This is a genomic window from Methylobacterium sp. ME121 (assembly GCF_000974725.1).
Classification (GTDB): Bacteria; Pseudomonadota; Alphaproteobacteria; order Rhizobiales; family Beijerinckiaceae; genus Methylobacterium; species Methylobacterium radiotolerans.
Window position 1 is genome coordinate 1 of record NZ_BBUX01000029.1, and the last position, 20428, is coordinate 20428.

Consider the following 20428-nt stretch of genomic DNA (forward strand, 5'->3'; position numbering starts at 1 on the left):
GTCGCAGGCGCTCGTCATGCCCTGCAGGGCGCCCAGGGCGCGGTTGTACTCGGGAAGGTTGGTGCATCCGGGGACGCCCCACGCCCAGGCGGGGGCCGGCGCCGCGCCCGCCGCCGCCAGCACGAGGGCGGCAAGACCGTTCCTGACCGACACGGATCCCTCTCCTCTTCACCGGCGCCCGGAATCCGGCCCCGGGAGGCCGCGCGCTCGTCCGAGCGGCGGGTTCACGGAGGCCCGTTCAGGCCCCGCCGCACATGTGCTGCGAGTCGGGCAATGTCCAGGAATCCAGCGTGCGCAGGTTGGTCGTCGTGTACATCTTGCCGCGATCGTCGCCCCTGGGGCAGCCGGTCGGCAGGAGAACGAGGCAGGTCATCACCGGGTCGCCGACCCGCGAGCGCGCGACCGCGTCGACATACGCGTAGGACACGCCGTAGACGCCGTTCTTCAGATCGACGCTCGTCCCCTCGTCGATCCCGTCGCCCTTCGGCCTCGCGAGCGTGTCGCTGAACCGCGTCCCGATCCGCGCGATGGTTGTCGCCGCACAGGTGCCGACCCGCGTCGGCATCTGCGCCTCGGCGGCGGGCGCGAACCCGAGACCGCCGACGACCAGCGCGCCGGCCAGTGCGCCGCCCAGGATCGCTCCGGGGCGAAGGCGCATCAGGCGGCTTCGAGGAGGAAGTTGGCCCGGCGGAACATCAGTTCGCGCCGGTAGAAGTAGACGCCGCGGCTCCGCATCGCCGCGTGCGCGGCGTCCGCGTCGAACCCGTACGGCCTGTCCCGGGTGATGTCGATGCAGCCGACATACGTCCAGCGCACGCCGTCGAGGAGCGACGGGATCGGCTGATCCTGCCGGACGGCGCAGAACTGCTCACCGTCCGAGGCCGAGACGAAAATGTAGAAGGTCTTCCGCGCGCACATCCGAACCTCCACGGGACTCGGGGGTGTAACTGCAACGCCACGGTCAAGCTATAAACCGATCACGGCAGAATAGTCAAGCTTCTGCCACATTTTCGTCACGTGTGAGACGGAACGCCCGCGCCCTCCGCCTCACAGGCAGCCGACCCGCCGCAGGGCGCCGATCAGCTTCCGGCCGACGCGATAGCCGTTGAGGGATTCCGATCCGAGGATGCGGACGGTCTCGGCCGTGTCGGTCCGATCGTACAGGAACAGGTGGTAATCCGCCCGTCCCCGCTCGGCGGGACCGGTGCTGACCTGACCGCAGAACGCCACCGTCGGCCCCGCCTCGGCGGGGATCGGCCGGATCTTGCGGAACAGCACGAGGCCGGCATCCGGGAAGGCCGCGGCGACCCGCGCCCGCATCTCGGCCTCGGGATCGTCCGCGCCCTGCCCGTGGGCGAACGGGGCCGCGAGCAGGCCACCGAGAAGCGCCGCCAGCACCGCGCATACACGGCCGGCTCCGGGCGCGGCGCGGAACGTCCGGACCTTCGATCTCGGCGCGGGCGGGCGGCGTGTGGCGACCATGGAGAGATTTCGCGATGCGCTCGAACCGTATTGGACCACGAAGATCCGCGAATCGGAAGCGTCGGAGCCCGGCCGGTGCCGCACGTCGCGCGCGCGTCGAGAAATTCGACGGCTACCCTCGAAACCTCAGACATGACGACGGGCGGATGATCGGCCAGAGGAAGCAGATCACGTCGCAATAATTCTGCATTCAAAATTCGTTACTTGCCGATCCCGTCATTCTTCATTGACATCGGGTAATGTCCGAGTATTCATGGTCTATATCAGGTATCGCGGAGATCGAAGAAGGGGCCGATCGAGTTGCGCAAGAATCAGGATCATCTCGAACGGACGATCAGCGACGTGGCCCTGCGCGTCGTGACCGCCTACCTGTCGAACAACGCGCTGCCGCACACCGGCATACCGCCGCTTCTGGTCACCGTGCACGGCGCGTTCTCCGCGCTCGCCGTCCGGCCGGCGGTCACCGAGGCGCCGCCCGAGCAGCCCGACGCCGCGCGGATCCGCGGCTCGGTCCGCCCGGACGGCATCGTCAGCTTCATCGACGGCCGGTCGTACAAAACCATGAAGCGGCACCTCACCGCGCACGGGCTCACGCCGGAGCGGTACCGCGCGCGCTACGGGCTCCCGGACGATTACCCGATGACCGCGCCCGGCTACGCCGAGCGCCGCTCGGAGATCGCCAAGGCGATCCGGCTCGGCAAGGCCGCCTGACCGACGTCCCCGTCCGCCGAGCCCCCCCGTGAGCCGATCGCCCGCACGGACGGAGATACGCGGGACGGGGCGGCGCGCGGGCGCCTTCACCGAGGGTTCGCCCGTCGCGGCAACGCGCTCGGGCGGGAGGTATCGGGCCATGAAGGTTCTGTCGGGCTGCGTCACGCTTCTTCTCGTCTGCGCGGGGCCGGCCTCGGCGCAGACCGTCCTGGCCCCGTCCGGCGATTCGGCCGTGACCCAGCCCGGCGGGACGGCGGGTCGGGCCGCGCGACACAACATCCGGGAGGCCTATCGCAACGGCGACGTGGTCGGCCATCGGCACGCCCCGGTCACCCCCGCGCCGCGGCCGGACCAGCCCCGCCGCACGAACCCGCGCTTCTAGAAGCCCGATCCTCCGCGGCGGGGCCGGGCACCGGCCTTCGGCGCTCGGGACCGCGCCGCACGGCGGACATCGCGTTTCCGCGTCCGCGCGGGCCGCGGTCTGAAATCGTCGTGTAATCCGGGCCGGTCACGGTCCGCGCGCATATCGACCGCGGATCGCGGTCGCGGCGGGTCGAGGAGGACCGGATCGCTCCGGCAGCCCGGTCCCGCCCATGACGGACAGGCGCTCGATGCTTCGGATTGTGATCGTCCTGACACTTCTGCTGGCCGGCGCACCGGCCTGGGCCGGGGCGCGCTGGCAGGACTTGCCGCCGACCCCCGCGCCGGTCGCCGGCACGACCCCGGGCCGGGCCGCCATCAACGGCATCCGGCTGTATTACGCCACGATCGGCAGCGGTCCGCCGGTCGTCCTGCTGCACGGCGGCCTGTCGAACTCCGATTACTGGGGCCATCAGGTCGCCGCGCTCGCCGCCCGCCGCACGGTCATCCTCGTGGACAGCCGCGGGCACGGCCGCAGCACCCGGGACGATCGGCCGTTCGGCTACGACCTCATGACCGACGACGTGGTCGGCCTGCTCGACGTGCTGAAGATCCCGCGCGCCGACATCGTCGGGTGGAGCGACGGCGCGATCCTCGGTCTCGACATGGCGATGCGCCACCCCGACCGCGTCGGCAAGGTGTTCGCGTTCGGCGCCAACGCCGATCCGTCGGGCCTGATCGAGGGTGTGGAGAAGAACCCGACCTTCGCCGCCTTCATCGACCGGGCCGGCAAGGAGTACGAGGCCCTCTCGCCGACCCCGAAGGACTACGCCGCCTTCGTCGACGCCGTGGGCCGGATGTGGAGCGGGCAGCCGCGCTGGACCGAAGCCGATCTGAAGCGGATCCGCGCGCCGGTCCTCATCGCGGACGGCGACCACGACGAGGGGATCAAGCGCGCGCACACCGAGTACCTCGCCGCCACGATCCCCGGGGCGGGCCTGCTGATCCTGCCGAACGCCAGCCACTTCGCGTTCCTGCAGGATCCGGCGCTCTTCAATGCAGCGCTTCTCGCCTTCCTGGACGGGCCGTGACCGCCGTGGACAGCCGCTCACGCGCGTGACGTCCGCCGCGCGCGCAACACGGCGACAGCCACGCACGGGCAGATACCCCGCCCCACAACCTGGATGGCCCGCCTCGACCCCGTCCGCCGCTGCGGCCGGTCGCACGGATCGCGGCCGCGCGACGCTCCGGGAACGGCGGCGCGATGTGGCCCCCCGCTCGGTCAGGCGATCGCGAGATGGAGGAACTGGTTGAATTCACTCGGCAGGTAGGTCCCGAACGCGGGGCCGTTCACGAAGCCTCGACGCCGATAGAGTGCGAGCGCGGGCGCGAATGCGGGTCCGCATCCGGTCTCGAGGCTCAGGCGCCGCGCGCCGCGGGCGGCGGCGGCCGCGATGATGGTGTCGAGGATCGCCGCGCCGGCTCCCTGACGGAGGAAGTCCGGATGCGTCCGCATGGACTTCACCTCCGCCCAGCCGTCCGTCGCCATCCTGAGCGCCCCGACGCTCGCCACCCGCCCGCCGCGCCGCGCCGTCCAGACGGTCACGCCCGGTGCTCGCAGGCCTGACAGGTCGAGAGCGAACACGCTGCCCGGCGGCGAGGATGCGTGCATCCCGGCGAGATGGAGCGCCAGCAGCGCCCGTGTCTGACCATCGGACAGATCGTCCTGCGCGACCTCGAACATCGTGCCCCGACCATCCGCCCCGACATCCCCCGCGCAGGATGTCCTCCCGACCGACGATCAGCAAGGCGCGTGATGGCGGTGCCGGCCCGCGCCGAGGCTCCCGGCGGAGGGCTCGTCGGCGGATCCGCGCGATCCGCGGATCGCCGGACCGGGCCGCCCCGGCCTCCGCGCGACCCGCGACCGTGGCGCGCTCGGTGCATTTGTGAACGCCATCGCGTTCCCCGGTGCGGAACACGCCGCTATGGCGGTGCGTCACCGGGTGCGCGCACGCTCCGGTCGCAGAGGATCCACACGCTTGGTCGACGCCCGAATCCAGGCCGCGCGCCTCTCCGACCCTCTCGCGCCGGTGGACGGGTCGGTCGCGGCCGTCACGCGGCGGCTCGATTCCCTGCCGATCACGCGGCTCCACGCGGCGGCGCTCGCCGTCTGCACGCTGGGCCTGTTCACCGACATCGCCGAGGTCGCCCTGAGCAACGCCCTGGCGGCCATCTTCCTCGCGCCGCCCCACAGCATGCCGCGGGGCAGCCTCTCCCTGCTCCTCGCCTCCGTCTTCGCCGGCGGGGCCGTGGGCGCGCCCGTCTTCGGGATGCTGGGGGATCGCCTCGGCCGCGGGCGCGCGCTCCAGGCCTCCCTCGCGCTGATGGCCGCCGGATCGCTGGCCGCGGCCGCGAGCCAGGGGCTCACGGCGCTGACGATCGCCCGCACGGTCTCGGGCTTCGCGATCGGCGGGTTCCCGCCCCTGGTCGCCACCTACCTCGCCGAGGTGACGCCCGCGCGCCACCGCGGCGCGACGCTGCTGGTCTGCGCCGGCCTCGGGCTCCTCGGCGGCCTGGCCGCCATCGGCCTGGTCCAGATGCTCGCACCGGGCGCGCCGCTGGGGATCGAGCCGTGGCGCTGGGCGCTGATCCTCGGGGGCGCCCTGGCGGCGCTCGGCGGCCTCCTGTTCGCGCGGCTGCCGGAATCGCCGCGGTGGCTCGCCTCGGTCGGGCGCTCCGCCGAGGCCGACGCCGCCTGCCGCCGGTTCGAGCGGGCGGCCGGCCGGGTCCGGGTCGCCGCCCCCGCCGGCCCGGACCCGGCGCCGGCCGCGGCCGGGCCGGCGGGGTTCCGCGGCCTGTTCGCCGGGCCGCGCCAGCTGCGCCGGACGGCGCTGTTCGTCGGGCTCTACACCCTCGCCCCCCTGGCGACGATCGCCTTCCCGCTGCTCAGCGCCGTCGTGATGGTGGAGAAGGGGTTCAAGGTCGACCAATCCCTGGTCTTCGCTGCCCTGTCGATGCTCGGGCCGCCGCTGGGTACCCTGCTGACCGCGCTGGTGATCGACCGGCTCGAGCGGCGCGCCTGCCTGACGGCCCTGGCGGCGGCGATGGCGGCCCTCGGCACGGCCTTCGCTGCGAGCGGCACGTTCCTGACGCTGGTCCTCGTCGGCATCGCGTTCAACACCGCCGCGGCGACCTACGGCAGCATCCTCGCCGTCTACGCGACGGAGCTGCTCCCGACGCCGCTGCGGGCCTCGGCCATGACCTGCGCCTGGGCCGGCGGCCGGGTCGCCGCCGCGCTGGCGCCGATCATCCTCCTGCCGGTCCTCTCGGCCTACGGGCCGCACGCGATGTTCGCGGTGATCACGGTCGTCCTCGCGGCGAGCGCGGCCCTGCTCCTCTCCGGACCGCGCGGCCTGTCGGGGCGGGCCGTTGCGTAGGGAGCGCCAGAGGCGGCGCGGGCCTCCCGCAGGCGGGACCGGGGCGGATGGCGCCGGTTGCCGATCCGGCACGATTCACACGATAGGGTCGCGCAGGCGGCCGAAAGGGCGCGCCGGGAGTGCCGCACGTGTCTAGCCCGGAGCTCGTCCCGAGCCTCGTCGAGACGACCAGCCACGTCGACCCCAAACGGGCCTTCGAGTTCTGGCGCTGCACGGCCCTGGCCAGGTTCGGCGATATCGGCCGGCGGCACCCCCGGGAGCGGTTCTCGGCCAAGCGCCTGAGCGTGGCCTCGGCCGGCTGGTCGCTGACCCACACGGTGAGCAGCCCGGTCGAGCTGGAGTTCCGGTCCCGCCACGTCGACCGCAACGCCCGCGCCATGGTGGTGATCGGCCTCGGGCTCGACGGCGTCGGCTATCACGAGCAGCACGGACGGGGCGCCCAGCTGAACCCGGGCGACATCAGCTTCCTGACGCGGAACCGGCCCTTCGTGGCCGGCACCCAGAGCGCCTACGAAGAGATCCGCCTCGCCGTCCCGCGCGAGATGTTCGAGGCCTGGATCGGCGCCGCCGACGCCTTCGCGGGCGGCAGCCTCGGCCCGCACCCGGCCGGGGCGGAGGTCCGGGCTCGGCTGCGCGGCGTGGCCGGCTCGATCGCCTGGATGTCCGCGGACGAGGCGCAGGCGGCCGTCGAGGGCGTGCTCCATCTCCTCGGCCACCTCGTCGACGGCGCCGCCCGGCGCGGCGACCCGGAGGCGGTCTCGCAGGCGGCCGTCGTCTCCCTCGCCCGCGCCCATATCGCGCGGCGGATGCACGATCCCGACCTGAACCCGCAGGACATCCAGCGCGCGCTGGGCCTCTCCCGGACCAGCCTGTACCGCGCCTTCGCGGAGACCGGCGGCATCGCGGCGGCGATCCGCGACGCGCGCCTCGACCTCGCGCGCCGGCGCCTCGAGGCCCGCCGCGACGACAAGGTCCGGATCGCCTCGATCGCCTACGCGTGCGGCTTCACCGACGTGCCGACCTTCAACCGCGGCTTCCGCAAGCGCTTCGGCCTGGCCCCGGGCGACCTCCGGCCCACGCTCCCCTAGGCGCGGCGCGTCAGCCGGCGGCGGCGAGATCCGCCCGGCCCCGGACCTCGGCGGGGAAATCGAACACCGCGTCCGCGTGCGCGATCGTCGCCGGGCGATGGGCGACGATGACCCGCGTCATCCGCAGGTCCCGCAGGGCCCGGGCGATCACCGCCTCGGTGGCCTCGTCGAGATGGCTCGTGGCCTCGTCGAGGAACAGGATCTCGGGCCGCCGGTACAGGGCGCGCGCCAGCACGATGCGCTGCTTCTGGCCGCCCGACAGGGTCGAGCCCATGTCGCCGACGAGGCTCTCGAAGCCCATCGGCATGCGGCGGATGTCGTCCAGGATCGCCGCCCGAGCGGCGCACTCGGCGATCCAGCCCGCGTCCGGATGCTCGTCGAAGGCCGCGATGTTCTCGGCGATCGAGCCGGCGAACAGGCCGTCGCCCTGCATCACGCCGGCGATCCGGCGCCGGTAGGACCCGGCCGCGGTGCGGATGTCCTGGCCGTCGGCGGCGACGATCCCCTCGCTGGGCGGCGTCAGCCCCATCATCACCTTCATGAGCGAGGTCTTGCCGCATCCCGAGGGGCCGGTGATCGCGAAGCAGGCGCCGGCCCGGACCGACAGCGAGACCCCGCGGAAGATCCAGGGCTCGTCGGCGCCGTAGCGCAGCGCCAGGCCCGCGCCGGCGAGCGCGCCGGCCCCGATGGCGGCGACCGGGGGCGCCCCCGGCTGCGCGCCGGCGGCGAGATCCTGCTCCTCGGGCTCGCACAGCACGATGTCGGCGAGCCGGTCGGTCTGCACGTCGAGCATGCGCAGCTTGAACCACGCGTCGATCAGGCTGCCGATCCGGGTGGCGAACTGGTCGCGGTAGGCCAGGAACGCCACCAGCATGCCGAGCGACAGGGACCCGCCGATGACCGCGCGGGCGCCGAGCACCAGCAGGATCAGGCGGTCGAGGCCGAACAGGAACTCGTTCGCGCGGCCGAACACGAGGTCGAGGCGCTGCAGCCGCAGCCGGGCGTTCAGGGCCGTGACGAAGTGGTTCATCCAGGCGTTGCCGCGCCGCTCGCGCAGGTCGAGGAGCTTGACGCTCGCCATGCCGCGGACCGTCTCGATGAAGTGCGTCTGCTGGCGGGCCTCGGCCACGAGGGCCTCCTCGCTGCCCTCCCGGTAGGCGCCGTAGGCGAAGACCCGCAGGATCGCGTTGAGCGCCGTCGAGGCCAGGACCACGGCGACCAGCCAGCCGCCGTAGACCGTCAGCATCACCAGCATGCCGACCGCCATGAGACCGTCGAGCATGGCCTGGACGAGGTCGGTCGTCAGGCCCTTCTGGATGGTGGCCAGGGAGCCGAACCGCGAGATCACGTCGCCGACGTGGCGCTTCTCGAAATAGTCGAGGGGCAGCCGCGACAGGTGGTCGAACAGGCCGGCCGACCACTGGTAGTTCAGCCGGGTCCCGGCCAGCATGATCGCCCAGGTGCGGGCGATGCTGAGGCCGAGCTGGAGCAGCAGCAGCAGCGCGAGGCCGATCGCCACCACGAGGAGCAGGTCGTGGTCGGCATTCACGATCACCTCGTCGATCACGACCTGCGAGGCGATGGGCATCAGGAGGGCGACGAGCTCGATCCCCAGCGACAGGGCCAGGACCTGGGCCAGGGCGGCGCGGATGCCGGCCATGTTGCGGAACAGGTCGCGCAGCCGCAGGCCCGGGGCGGCCCGCTCGCGCCGGAAGCCCGGGTTGGGCACCGCCTCCAGGGCGACCCCGGTGAATTCCCGCGACGCCTCCGCGAGGCTGACCCGGCGCCGGCCGCGGCCCGGATCGTTGATGACGAGGCCGCCGCGCTCGACCCGGGTCAGCACCACGAAGTGGTTGAGGCCCCAGTGCAGGATGCAGGGCAGCCGGAGCCGGGGCAGATCCGTGAGCTCGACCCGCAGGGCGCGGGCGGTCAGGCCCTGCGCGCCGCACAGGTCGATCAGGTTGCGCAGGGTCATGCCCTTGAGGGACAGGGGATGGCGCCGCCGCAGCGTCGCGAGGTCGATCTGGCGCCCGTGATAGGCCAGGACCATGGCGAGGCAGGCCATGCCGCACTCGGCGGCCTCGGCCTGGAGGACGACCGGCACCCGGCGGCGGAGCCCGAAATCCAGCCGGGCGGCGCGGGACGGCGCCGTCACGGCGCGGCCTTCCGGACCGGCAGGGCGTCGAGGCCGCCGCGCGTGACGAGGGCGAGGCTCTCCCGGACATGCGCCACGGGATCGAGCAGCCAGCGGTACAGCGACCGCTTCTCCAGGGCGATGTCGGCCTCGACCCGCATGCCCGCCTCGAGGCTGCGCCGCTCGCCGTAGGCCAGCACGGTGTCGGAATCGGGCCGGACCACGATGCGGTAGAGGTCGGTCCCCTCGCCCCGGGCGGCCGCGCGCCGCGCGAAATCGGGCGCGTCGTCGCTTCCCAGCGGCGCCCGCGTCACCTCGGTGACGACGCCGCGGTGCAGGCCGAAGCGCTGGAACGGGAAGGCGGCGTAGCGCAGCATCACCGGCGCGCCGGCCTCGGCGAAGCCGATGGCCGACGAATCCACGAACAGGTTGGCCTGGAGGCGCCCGGCGCTCGGCAGCAGGGTCAGCAGCGTCGCCCCGGCCGCCACGGTCTGGCCGACCTGCGCGCGGATCGACGTCAGGGTCCCGGCCTCCGGCGCCCGGACCTCGATGGCGCGGCGCGCCTCGCTCTCGGCCTTCTGCTGCGCCAGCTGGGCGGCGGTCCGGTCGAGGTCGGCGAGGTCGCGGGCCAGCCGGTCGTCGTAGGCGGCGAGCTGGGATCGCGTGTCGGCGAGCTTGCCGTCGATCTGGAGGCGGCTCTGCTGGAACTGGGCGAGCTGCGCGCTCGCCTGCATGTAGAGGTAGTTCTGGCTCTGGAAGTCGGCGGCGCGGGCGTAGCCGCGCGCCACGGCGTCGGCGAGTTCCTCGACCCGCGCCCGGAGCGGCGGAACCAGCTTGTCCTGCAGGTCGATCTGCTTGGCGAGCTGGGCCGACTGCTCGCTCAGATTTGCCACCTGCTCGCGCAGCGCCTGCCGCTCCGTGCCGGCGAGATCGGCCCGGGCGGCCCGCTGCCGCTCCACGCTCTGGCGCTGCCGCTCCAGCTCGGCGATCACGCGCTCCTGCGTGGGGCCGCTCGCCGACACGGCATCGAGGTCGATCGTGTACAGGAGCTGCCCGCGGGCGACCTTGTCGCCCTCGCGGACGCCGGTCGAGCCGACGCGCCCCGCCACCGGGCTGGCGAGGCTGATCAGCCCGATATCGGGCGCGAGCAGGCCGACGGCGTGGATGCGGCGCGTGTAGGTGCCCTGCCAGGCATAGAGGCCGAACGCCGCCACCATGACCACGCAGGCCAGGGCCACGATGCGGACCGGCAGAGGCTGGATGATCTGCGCCTCGCCCAGCCACGCGTTGCGTCGCGCCTCGATAACCTCAAGTCGAAAGAGCGGACTTGGCACCCGGAGAAAGCAACCTTCCTGAAAGAGACAGCCGTATTCGAGGACTATGCGCTCAGCATGCGCCGCCATACTCGGTCGCATCACGTGATCTGTGTGTCAACACTTGTTGCCACAACGAATTTTGAATACTTTATGGTGCGTCAGAACGTCGCGGTCAGCCATAAATCTCAAACACAATCAGGGACTTACTCAGAAATTCGGCATCGCCGAGTTTGCGTCGCAAAATCGGGTCAGTTTTTGCGATATCTGATGCTGCACCGCGAAGATCCCGCGGGAGGGGCCGCGCAGGAATCCGCCGTTCCGCAGCGCGCAGGCCGTCGAGTCCTGCGACGCCTGGAGCAGCGTCCGCGAATGGCAAGCCCTGTCAGTTTTTGCGCAGTCGCCGATATCGGTCGTCCGCGAACGGCATCGGCCGTTCCAGACCGATTGACACGAAGCACATCTCTGTAATCCTAAGGGCAGGCGCCGACGTCCAAGGCGCCTCGACGCTACGATCAGGCAATAGATCGAAGCAAATAACCTTCTTCCTGAATTCCAATCTGGAGAACGATCATGCAGGACAGCATCGATACCGTCCGCGAGCTGAGCGCTGCCGAGCTGGACCAGGTCGGCGGCGGCCTCGGGGTCGGCCTCACCGTCGGCCTCGGGGTCGACGCGAGCCAGGAGCTCGGTGCGGTCTCGGGGGTCGTGGGCCAGGTCGGCGGTCTGGTGAGCGGCCTGGTGGGCAGCGTGCTCGGCGCGGTCGGCGGTGTCGTCGGCGGCGTGACCGGATCCCTGCGCTGACGGTCTGACACCGGGAGGGCGGCCGCGGGGCCGCCCTCCTCCGTCGTGGGGAAGACCGCGACGATACCGGGATCGATGGGCCCGCATGGACGACACAGCCGAGAGTTCGCCCGAGAATTCGGCCGCGACCACCGACGGGACGTTCGCGTACGCCACGAGCGGCAGCACCGGGCATCTCTCCGGCCGTCCCGAGCTGACCTGCTACGCGCCGAGCGACCGCGGCCTCCCGGAGATCACCTTCATCGATTTCCGCTTCCCCGTCGGCGGGTGGAGCACGCACGCGGTCACCGGCCTCGAGGTCGCGGCCAGCACGCAGCCCGCCGGGGCGCACCACGCGGTCGATTACGAGATCGCGGCGCGGCTGAGCGAGCGCGAGGGCCTGCTGGTCCGGCGGCCGGGCCTGACCGGCACGACCCGGTGGGTGGGTCCGTATGCCGGCCGGGTCCTCTCCTTCTCGGCCGCGGCCGTCGAGCGGCTCGCCGAAGCGCCGGTCGGCAAGATCGCCTTCGCCGCGGACGGGCGCGATCTCCGCGCCTGCCGCAGCACCTGTCACATCCTCGACGCGCTGGCTTGCGCGCACCGGGACGACCCGTCGCCCGACCCGCTGCTCATCGAGAGTCTCCATCTGGCCGTCCTGCGCTCGGTCGTCGCCGCGCGCGCGCCGGGCCGGTCGGCGGCGCCCGACCTCTCGGCGTCGCAGGCCGGACGGGCCTGCGCGTATATCCGGGAGCACCTGGACCGGGAGATCACCGTCTCTGCCCTGGCCGGCATCGTCGGGCTCAGCGAGGGCTACTTCATCCGGGCCTTCCGCCAGACCACCGGGGTCACGCCCTACCAGTACATCATGCGCGAGCGCGTCGGCCGGGCCGAGGCCCTGATCCGCTCCGGCGCGGGATCGATGGCGGAGGTCGCCGCGCGATCGGGCTTCACGAGCGCCGGCGCCATGAGCCGCACGTTCCGGAAGCTCGTCGGGCGCTCGCCGACCGGGCGCACGGCGGGCCGGCGCGCCTGAGGCTCTGGAGCCGCTCACGGTCGCTCAGGCAACGGTCTGGAACACGGGCATCTCCGGTTCGGACGGCCGCGCCACGAACCCCTCTCCCGCAACGGGAGAGGGGACCCGCGCCTCGTGCGGCGCGGGCTCGGCAATCGCGTCCGACTCATCGCGGTCGGGAACGGCTCTACCCGGCCGGCCGCCCCGTCGCCCCGCGGAACAGGTCCTCCATCTCGCGACGGACGCGGATCGCCTCCTGACCGGCGTCGTAGGCGACGTCGCTCCAGCGCACGGCCCGGCCCGCGGGCACGTCGGTCTTGAGGACCATGTTGTGGGCGAGCCCGATCGGCAGGGCGTCCTGCGCCAGGGACTCGGCCGCCGGCATCAGCTTGCCGTAGACGGTGAACCCGCCCTCGCCGTCGAGCCGCTCGCCGGCCCGCAGCGCGCGCTTGGCCGTGGCGGCGACGTCGCCGCGCCACTCGCCCGTCGCCCCCGTCGCCTCGCCGCGGACCGCGATGGATGCGACCGAGATGCCGAGCTCGAGGCCGATCAGGTGATAGGGCTTGTAGGTCGCGGCGAACCGGCCGCTCGAATCGGTCTTGAGGCCGTACTGGGCGAAGCAGTCGCGCACGTAGGGGCTCGGCGCCTCGAACACCGCGTAGACGCCCCAGCGCAGGTCCCGGAAGACCGGCCGCCCGTCCCGCTCCACCGACGAGACCACCTCGACGGTGCCGCGCTCGGTGAGGAGGCCGCCGTCGGCCGCCGGCTTGAGGATGCCCGGCAGGTCGTCGACGCCGCAGGGCGGGAAGGCGAGGCCGTCGCGCGGCGGGGTGAGCCCGCAGGCGTTGGCCACGGCGGCCATCTCCAGCGCCGACTTGGTGCCGTCGAGGAAGGAGTTGAACATCTGCGGGTTGAAGTCGCCGCCCGCGACCTGGCTCTCGCTGAAGCCGTAATGGCCCCAGACCGTGTCGGGCGTGGAGGCGTGGTAGGCCGGGAGGTACTTGGTGCCCTTCCCGGCGCAGATCACCTCCAGCCCGATGGTGCGGGCCCAGTCGACCAGCTCGGCGATGAGCGCCGGCTGGTCGCCCGAGGCCATCGAGTAGATCACCCCGGCCTCCGCCGCCCGGCGCGCCAGCAGCGGCCCGGCCAGCACGTCGGCCTCGACGTTGACCATGACGATGTGCTTGGCCGCCGCGAAGGCCTGGAGCGCGTGGCGGATGCCGGCGGCCGGGCTGCCGGTGGCGTCGATGACGATGTCCACGAACGGGCTCGCGATCATCGCTTCGGCATCCTCGGTCACGAGGGTCGTGCCGCCGCGCGCGGCCGCCTCCAGCGCGCGCGCGGCGAACCGGGCGTCGTCCCAGCCGACCCGGCGCAGCGCTTCGCGCGCCCGGTCCGGCGACAGGTCGGCCACCGCGACGAGGTGGATGCCGGGCGTGCGCGGCGCCTGCGACAGGTACATCGAGCCGAACTTGCCGGCGCCGATCAGGCCGACCCGGACAGGCCGGCCCTCGTCGGCGCGTCGCCGCAGCTTCGCGAAGAGGGACATGGGGCGTTCTCTCCCTGGGCGGGGCGGTCGGGACCCAGCCCCGCCGCGTTCGCCGCGTTGTTGGACAGGGACCTAGTGCGGTTCCCGAGGGCGTTGAGGGCCGCGGCCTGACAAGTCTGGCCGTCGGTACGGACGACGCGCGCCCTCGCCGGTGCCGGCGAGGGTCGGGGCGAGGGATCAGGTCTCTGCGTCTCGGGCCGCCCCCGCCCGGCTCTCCGCCTCCACGTCCAGGAGCCAGCGCCGGAAGGCCCGGATCTTCTCCAGGGCCCCGTCGCGCTCGCGGTAGCAGATGAAGTGGAGGTCGCGGGTCAGGCTCGCGGCCCGATCGCCGCCGAGGCGCACCAGCTGCCCGGCGGCGAGCTCGTCCCGGGCGAACCGCAGGGTCTCGAGCGCCACGCCGAGCCCCTGAGCGGCCGCCGAGATCACCAGCGAGCCCCGGTCGAAGGCCGCGCCCGCCGCCCCGGTCGGCATCGGCAGGCCGTTCCGGGCGAACCAGTCGGGCCAGCGGACGGGACTGAAGGACGAGTCGAGCCGCGCGAAGGGCCCGATCGGCCCGGCCGCGTCCGGCTGCGCGGCCCGGGCGACCGCCGGCGTGCACAGGGCGGCGATCTCCTCCGGTCCGAGGGACTCGACGGTCAGCCCGGGCCCGCGCGGCGGGCGGCCGTAGGCGATCAGGATGTCGATCTCCGCGTGCCGGCCGAGATCCACCGGGTCGGCGCTGGTCGACAGGTGGATGGCGATGCCGGGATGCGCCTCCACGAAGGCGGGAAGCCGCGGCCCGAGCCACTTCGCCGCGAAGCTCGGCGTGCAGTGGACAGCGAGCGCCGCGGCGAGGGCCGCGGGCGGCGGGCCGAGCTCCGCGCAGATCGCCTCGATCGCGTCGAAGGCGCCCGTCAGCCCCGCGAGCAGGCGCCCCCCGTCCGGCGTTAGCGTCGCCTGCCGGTTCGCCCGCCGGAACAGGGCGCGCCCGAACCACCGCTCCAGGGCGCGGATCTGGTGGCTCACCGCCGAGGGGGTGAGGTGCAGCTCCTCGCTCGCCCGCGCGAAGCTGCCGAGGCGCGCGGCCGCCTCGAAGGCCCGCAGGGCGGGGAAACTCGGGATCCGGCGCATCGGCGATCCGTGAATTGAATTCACGAAAAGCGTGAGAAATCGTCGTTTGTCAACGGAACGGGTGCGCAAGAGAGTACCGGCGACTGCGCGCTCGGCCGCCGGACGGGCGCCCCGACGGGAGGATACGCCATGCTCGACGATCACGCCCACGACGCGGCCGTCGCCCTCGACCTGCCGAACGACGATGCCGGCCGCAGGCGGACCTCGATCTACCAGCCCGAGCAGGCCGGCCTGATCTTCCCGGAAATCCCGGACTTCGCCGACCACGCCGAGGAGCGCGCCTACCGCAAGCAGCACCTCGTCGCCGCCTGCCGCGCCTTCGCGCTGCACGGCTTCGACTACGGCTTCGCCGGCCACCTGACGATCCGCGATCCCGAGCGCCCGGAGCTGTACTGGACCAACCCGATGTGCGTGCACTTCTCGCAGGTGCGGATGTCGAACCTGATCCTGGCCGACCACAAGGGCCGGGTGGTCGAGGGGCGCCACGCCATCAACCGCGCGGGCTTCGTCCTCCACGCCGCCGTGCACGAGGAATACCCGGAGGTCATGGCGATGTGCCACGCGCACACGACCTACGGCACCGCGTGGTGCGCCACCGGCCGGCCGCTGGACATGATCAGCCAGGACGCGGCGGCCTTCTACAACAGCCACGCGGTGATCGGCGCCTCGGCGGGCGCCGTGGCGGTCGAGAAGGAGAGCGGCCTGTCGGTCGCCCAGCAGATCGGCCGCAACCGCGGCGTGCTGCACCAGAACCACGGCCTGCTGACCTGCTCGCAGCACAGCATCGACGACGCCGCCTTCTGGTTCATCGCCCTGGAGCGGGCCTGCCAGCAGCAGCTCCTGGTCGAGGCGTCCGGCATCAAGCCGCAGCTCCTCTCGGAGAAGACCGCCCGCTACAGCCGCGAGCACGTCGGCAGCGACTATATCGGCTGGCTGCACTTCCAGACGCTGTACAACCACATCGCCGAGACCCAGCCCGACATGTTCGCCTGAGACCAGGAACGACCCGAGCGGGCCGGCCCTCCCGCTAGGGGCCGGCGCGATCCGCCGGCCCCCGCCGCCCCTCGTACCGGGCCCGCGGCCGGATCAGGCTGCCCTGGCGGCCCTGCTCCATGGCGTGCGCCGCCCAGCCCAGGCTCCGGCCGAGCAGGAAGATCGTGAACGGCGCGCTCCGCGGCAGGCCCGCCGTCCGCACGAGCGCCGTCAGCGCGAAGTCGATGTTCGGCCGCGCCCCCGTCGCCTCCGCGGCGCAGTCCCGGACGGCGTCCAGCAGGGGGTCGGCGGGCAGGACCGCGCCGAGGGCCGCGGCGCGGACGTCGCCCTCCGGGTAGAGCGGGTGGCCGAAGCCCGGCAGCGCGCCGCCCCGGTCCAGGCAGGCGCGGACGGCCGCCCGGGGGCCCGTCGCGGCGGCCTCGTCGACGAGCCGCAGCACCGCCGCGGCGGCGCCGCCGTGGCGCGGGCCCGACAGGGCGCTCAGCCCGGCCATGAGGCAGGCCGCGATCGGCGCGCCGGTGGAGGCGGCGACGCGGGTCGCGAAGGTCGAGGCGTTCAGCTCGTGGTCGGCCAGCAGCACCAGCGCCTGGCGGACCCGGTCGGCGGTCGCGGCGTCGAGGGACCAGAGCCGCGCGAGGCCCTGATGCAGGGGCGCCCGGCCTTCGGGGATCCCGCAGGCGCCAGCGAGATGCGCGACGGCGCGGCGCGCGTCGCGGCACAGGCGGTGATGCCCGCGGCCGAGCGCGGCCTCGGCGTCCTGCAGGAGGCCGGCCAGCGCCAGGAACGGCGTCGCGGCGGCGCCGGCCGGCACATCGAAGAGGGTCGGCTCCGGGCTGTCCCACAGCAGGTCCGCCGTCGCCTCCAGGCTCGCGTCGCGGGCGAAGGCCACGGCGTCGCGGCCGCGATAGATCAGGCTGCCCCGGTGGACGGTGCTGATCGCGGTGACGACCGACGGCTCGCCCCAGGCCATCGCCCCCGCGGCGATCGCCGCGCTGGCGCGGCTCCGGCCGCGCCGGTCGGCGAGCGCCGCGACGTCGGCGGCCCGGTACTGGCTGCGGCGCCCGCCCGGGGCGCGCCGCGCCTCGATCAGCCCGCGGCTGACATAGGCGTAGAGCGTCTGGGCCCGGATCCCGAGGGCGTCGAGGGCTTCGGCGCGGTCCAGCCAGTCCGTCATGTTGATCAGATGTATCAAGATTGATCGGTCCGTCGACGGCCGGCAGCGTGCGCGAACCACCCGAGGGCCGCGACCATGCGCGAACGACATGCCGACCACGACGCCCTGCCGCCGATCCTCGCCGAGGCGCTGGCGGCCCTGGCGCTCCCGCCCGAGGCCGGGAACCGGCTGACGGTGACCGGCACCGGGAGCCTGCCCTCCTGCTTCCCGGTCACGGCGCTGGCGACGGCGTCGATCGCGGCCGCCGGCCTCGCCGTCTCCGAACTCCTCGGCCTGTCCGGACGTGCGCCCGCCGTCACGGTCGACCGGCACCTGGCCTCGGCGTGGTTCGGCACCTCGGTGCGGCCGCAGGGCTGGACGCTGCCGGCCGCCTGGGACCCGATCGCCGGCGACTACCGGACGGCGGATGGCTGGATCCGCCTGCACACCAACGCACCCCGTCACCGCGCGGCCGCCCTCGCGGTGCTCGACTGTCCGGGCCAGCGGGAGGCGGTCGCGTCGGCGGTCGCCCGGGCGGCGGCCGAAGGCCTGGAATCCGCGATCCTGCGCGCGGGGGGCTGCGCCGCGGCGATGCGCGGTCCCGACGAGTGGCCGAGGCTCGACCAGGGCCGGGCGGTCCGGGGCGAACCGCTCGTCGCGGTCGCGGACCGGCCCGTCCAGCACCGCGCGCCCTGGCGCCCGGACCCGGACCGGCCCCTCGCGGGGATCCGGGTCCTCGACCTGACCCGCATCCTGGCGGGACCGGTGGCCACGCGCTTCCTGGCCGGCCTGGGCGCCGACGTCCTGCGGATCGACCCGCCCGGCTGGGACGAGCCGTCCCTGGCGCCCGACGTCACCCTGGGCAAGGTCTGCACGCGGCTCGACCTCCGGCAGGCCGCCGACCGCCGGCACTTCGAGACCCTGCTCGCCGAGGCCGACATCCTCGTGCACGGGTACCGCCCGGACGCCCTGGAGCGGCTCGGCTACGGCGCGGCGCGGCGGCGGACGCTCAACCCGGACCTGATCGACGTCGCGCTCTGCGCCTACGGCTGGGCCGGGCCCTGGGCCGGACGGCGCGGCTTCGACAGCCTCGTCCAGATGGCGGCGGGCATCGCGGCGGCCGGGCAGCGGTGGATGCGGGCCGAGCGGCCGGTGCCGCTGCCCGTCCAGGCGCTCGACCACGCCACCGGCTACCTGATGGCGGCGGCCTCCATCCGCGGCCTGATCGCCCGGCGGAGCGAGGGGCGCGCCGTCACCGCCCGGCTCTCCCTGGCCCGGACCGCGTGCCTGCTCACGGATCATCCCGGCAGCGCGCCGGGGCCCGCCTTCGGCGGATATCGCGACTGCGATTACGCCCCGCAGATGGAGCACACGGCGTGGGGACCGGCCCTGCGGCTGCACCCCCCGGTGCGGATCGGCGGCGCGCCTCTGCGCTGGGATCACCCGGCCGGCCCACTCGGCGCGACGGACGCGGCGCAAGTCCGGACGTTCGATAGCGCACGATTGTCCGGCTCGATCCGCCATCTCGGGGAGCAGAAGCGCTAGAAATTGACCAATCCTGGGAATGTTTTTGCAGCCGCCGCGCCGGCGAACGCTTGACACCGATCTATGTTATCTGGCAATCCGCATTCATGATTTGAAATCCGATCTGTAGCCGCTTTAAATATTGACTTTGATCTATCGATAAGCATCCAATTTTCATAAACACGATTCAGATCCGCAGAAAGCAGAGAAAACCGCCACCGTTTACGTCAAAGCGCACCCGGTTCGCCGACCCCGTCTTGCACTGTGCCACACGGTTCGATGCCGAGAAGGATGACGATGAACGCGCCCGTCCCGGACCATCCCGTCCTGCGCGATGTCCCGATCGGCATCTCCGCCACGGGGATGCGGCGGGAGACGGATTCGATGGGCGGGATCGACGTTCCGGCGGACCGCTACTGGGGCGCGCAGACCCAGCGCTCGCTCCAGCATTTCTCGATCGGCAACGATCGCATGCCGAAGCGGGTCTACCACGCCTACGGCTACGTCAAGAAGGCCGCCGCCCTGGTCAACGCCGCCGCCGGGCGGCTGGAGGATTGGCGCGCGCAGGCCATCGTCCAGGCCGCCGACGAGGCGATCGCGGGGAAGCTCGACGCGAACTTCCCGCTCTACGTCTGGCAGACCGGTTCCGGCACCCAGTCCAACATGAACGTCAACGAGGTGCTGTCGAACCGCGCGATCCAGCTCCTCGGCGGTGAACTCGGCTCCAAGAGCCCGGTCCATCCGAACGACCACGTCAACATGGGCCAGTCGTCGAACGACACCTTCCCGACGGCGATGCACATCGCCACGGTGCTCGAACTCGACGAGGTCCTGCTCCCGCAGGCGCGGGCGCTGGCCGACGCGATCGACGCCAAGGCGCGGGCCTGGATGGACGTGGTCAAGACCGGAAGGACCCACCTCCAGGACGCGACGCCCCTCACGGTCGGCCAGGAATGGTCGGGCTACGTGGAGCAGATGCGCGACGCGCTGGCCCTGGTCGAGGCGTCGCGCGCCGGGCTGTACAAGCTCGCGGCCGGCGGCACGGCGGTCGGCACCGGCCTCAACGCCCCGGAGGGCTTCAGCGCCGAGATCGCCGCCAAGATCGCCGACCTCACCGGCAGGCCGTTCGTCACGGCGCCGAACAAGTTCGCCGCGCAGGGGTCGCTGGACGCCATGGTCGCCGCCATGGCGGCGGTGCGCGGGCTCGCCGTCGCGCTGATGAAGATCGCCAACGACATGCGCTGGCTCGCCTCGGGGCCGCGCTGCGGGCTCGGCGAGCTGCTGCTGCCGGCCAACGAGCCGGGCTCCTCGATCATGCCCGGCAAGGTCAACCCGACCCAGTGCGAGGCCATGGTGATGGTCTGCATCCAGGTGATCGGCGAGGACAACGCGGTCGCCTTCGCGGGGGCGCAGGGCAATTTCGAGCTGAACGCGATGCGCCCGATCATCATCAACAACACGCTGCACGCGATCCGCGTGCTGGGCGATGCCTGCGAGAAGTTCCGGACCTACTCGGTCGCGGGCACGGAGCTCAACCGGAAGCGGATCGACGAGACCGTGAACCAGTCCCTGATGCTGGTCACGGCCCTGTCGCCGGTGATCGGCTACGACCTCGCCTCGAAGATCGCCCACCGCGCCAACGACGAGGGCACGACGCTGCGCGCGGCCGCTCTGGCCGAGGGCGTTCCGGCCGAGCGCTTCGACGCGGTGTGCGATCCCAAGACCATGATCGGCCACGGGCTGGCCGGCGCCTGACCCGCCGGGACCGTCCGTCCTGCC

General features: G+C 72.9%; 19 protein-coding genes. 10 read left to right on the forward strand and 9 right to left on the reverse strand.

Features of this window, described 5'->3' with window-relative positions; translation table 11 throughout:
• Positions 1 to 238 precede the first annotated feature (238 nt).
• The 3 genes from ME121_RS18175 to ME121_RS18185 all read right to left on the reverse strand — a co-directional run bounded on the left by ME121_RS18175 (position 239) and on the right by ME121_RS18185 (position 1482).
• Positions 239 to 658, reverse strand: coding sequence for a hypothetical protein (locus ME121_RS18175; RefSeq protein WP_059409400.1), 420 nt, complete (start codon positions 656 to 658; stop codon positions 239 to 241).
• Positions 658 to 918: a hypothetical protein gene (locus tag ME121_RS18180; protein WP_012321793.1), complete on the reverse strand. Its 261-nt coding sequence runs from the start codon at positions 916 to 918 to the stop codon at positions 658 to 660. Before ME121_RS18180 ends, ME121_RS18175 begins: the two co-directional genes overlap by 1 nt.
• 129 nt (positions 919 to 1047) lie before the next feature.
• Positions 1048 to 1482, reverse strand: a complete 435-nt coding sequence (locus ME121_RS18185; RefSeq protein ID WP_012321792.1) for a hypothetical protein — start codon at positions 1480 to 1482, stop codon at positions 1048 to 1050.
• 300 nt (positions 1483 to 1782) lie between these two features.
• Here ME121_RS18185 and ME121_RS18190 point away from each other — a divergent pair, with 300 nt between their 5' ends.
• The 3 genes from ME121_RS18190 to ME121_RS18200 all read left to right on the forward strand — a co-directional run bounded on the left by ME121_RS18190 (position 1783) and on the right by ME121_RS18200 (position 3644).
• The gene (locus tag ME121_RS18190; protein WP_012321791.1) at positions 1783 to 2193 is read left to right on the forward strand and encodes a Ros/MucR family transcriptional regulator; all 411 of its coding nucleotides are present in this window, start codon (positions 1783 to 1785) and stop codon (positions 2191 to 2193) included.
• Positions 2194 to 2332: 139 nt separating this feature from the next.
• On the forward strand, positions 2333 to 2575 hold the full coding sequence (locus ME121_RS18195) for a carbohydrate-binding protein (RefSeq protein ID WP_012321790.1): 243 nt from the start codon (positions 2333 to 2335) through the stop codon (positions 2573 to 2575).
• Between the two features lie 229 nt (positions 2576 to 2804).
• Positions 2805 to 3644, forward strand: a complete 840-nt coding sequence (locus ME121_RS18200; protein ID WP_012321789.1) for an alpha/beta fold hydrolase — start codon at positions 2805 to 2807, stop codon at positions 3642 to 3644.
• 191 nt (positions 3645 to 3835) lie between these two features.
• Here the strand turns inward: ME121_RS18200 and ME121_RS18205 are convergent, their stop codons facing one another.
• Positions 3836 to 4297: a GNAT family N-acetyltransferase gene (locus tag ME121_RS18205; protein WP_012321788.1), complete on the reverse strand. Its 462-nt coding sequence runs from the start codon at positions 4295 to 4297 to the stop codon at positions 3836 to 3838.
• 295 nt (positions 4298 to 4592) lie between these two features.
• On the opposite strand from ME121_RS18205, the gene ME121_RS18210 reads away from it, so the two are divergent.
• Together ME121_RS18210 and ME121_RS18215 are read left to right on the forward strand one after the other, a co-directional pair.
• Positions 4593 to 5990, forward strand: a complete 1398-nt coding sequence (locus ME121_RS18210; protein ID WP_012321787.1) for an MFS transporter — start codon at positions 4593 to 4595, stop codon at positions 5988 to 5990.
• Positions 5991 to 6118: 128 nt separating this feature from the next.
• Complete coding sequence (locus ME121_RS18215) at positions 6119 to 7078, forward strand: helix-turn-helix domain-containing protein (protein WP_029361433.1); 960 nt, start codon at positions 6119 to 6121, stop codon at positions 7076 to 7078.
• Positions 7079 to 7088: 10 nt separating this feature from the next.
• Here ME121_RS18215 and ME121_RS18220 read toward each other — a convergent pair whose 3' ends face one another.
• Both ME121_RS18220 and ME121_RS18225 read right to left on the reverse strand, forming a co-directional pair.
• The gene (locus ME121_RS18220) at positions 7089 to 9233 is read right to left on the reverse strand and encodes a peptidase domain-containing ABC transporter (protein ID WP_029361432.1); all 2145 of its coding nucleotides are present in this window, start codon (positions 9231 to 9233) and stop codon (positions 7089 to 7091) included.
• Entirely contained in the window at positions 9230 to 10546 is a 1317-nt protein-coding gene (locus tag ME121_RS18225) for an HlyD family secretion protein (protein WP_041372407.1), read from the reverse strand. Before ME121_RS18225 ends, ME121_RS18220 begins: the two co-directional genes overlap by 4 nt.
• A gap of 552 nt (positions 10547 to 11098) precedes the next feature.
• On the opposite strand from ME121_RS18225, the gene ME121_RS18230 reads away from it, so the two are divergent.
• Both ME121_RS18230 and ME121_RS18235 read left to right on the forward strand, forming a co-directional pair.
• Positions 11099 to 11329, forward strand: a complete 231-nt coding sequence (locus ME121_RS18230; protein ID WP_012321783.1) for a hypothetical protein — start codon at positions 11099 to 11101, stop codon at positions 11327 to 11329.
• A gap of 85 nt (positions 11330 to 11414) precedes the next feature.
• On the forward strand, positions 11415 to 12341 hold the full coding sequence (locus ME121_RS18235; RefSeq protein WP_024828528.1) for a helix-turn-helix domain-containing protein: 927 nt from the start codon (positions 11415 to 11417) through the stop codon (positions 12339 to 12341).
• 166 nt (positions 12342 to 12507) lie between these two features.
• Here the strand turns inward: ME121_RS18235 and ME121_RS18240 are convergent, their stop codons facing one another.
• Together ME121_RS18240 and ME121_RS18245 are read right to left on the reverse strand one after the other, a co-directional pair.
• Positions 12508 to 13869 carry an NAD(P)H-dependent oxidoreductase gene (locus ME121_RS18240; protein ID WP_012321781.1) on the reverse strand — a complete coding sequence of 454 codons (1362 nt, stop codon included), beginning with the start codon at positions 13867 to 13869 and terminating at the stop codon, positions 12508 to 12510.
• A 177-nt stretch (positions 13870 to 14046) separates the two neighbouring features.
• On the reverse strand, positions 14047 to 14979 hold the full coding sequence (locus ME121_RS18245; protein WP_012321780.1) for a LysR substrate-binding domain-containing protein: 933 nt from the start codon (positions 14977 to 14979) through the stop codon (positions 14047 to 14049).
• Positions 14980 to 15108: 129 nt separating this feature from the next.
• Here ME121_RS18245 and ME121_RS18250 point away from each other — a divergent pair, with 129 nt between their 5' ends.
• Complete coding sequence (locus ME121_RS18250; protein WP_012321779.1) at positions 15109 to 15972, forward strand: class II aldolase/adducin family protein; 864 nt, start codon at positions 15109 to 15111, stop codon at positions 15970 to 15972.
• 34 nt (positions 15973 to 16006) lie between these two features.
• Here ME121_RS18250 and ME121_RS18255 read toward each other — a convergent pair whose 3' ends face one another.
• Entirely contained in the window at positions 16007 to 17146 is a 1140-nt protein-coding gene (locus tag ME121_RS18255; RefSeq protein WP_024828531.1) for a citrate synthase family protein, read from the reverse strand.
• Between the two features lie 75 nt (positions 17147 to 17221).
• On the opposite strand from ME121_RS18255, the gene ME121_RS18260 reads away from it, so the two are divergent.
• Both ME121_RS18260 and fumC read left to right on the forward strand, forming a co-directional pair.
• A complete protein-coding gene (locus ME121_RS18260) occupies positions 17222 to 18670 on the forward strand; it encodes a CoA transferase (protein WP_059409401.1) in 1449 nt (482 codons plus the stop codon).
• A gap of 276 nt (positions 18671 to 18946) precedes the next feature.
• Positions 18947 to 20404 (forward strand): class II fumarate hydratase, encoded by a 1458-nt coding sequence (gene fumC, locus ME121_RS18265; protein WP_012321776.1) that lies wholly within the window; start codon positions 18947 to 18949, stop codon positions 20402 to 20404.
• Positions 20405 to 20428: the final 24 nt, after the last annotated feature.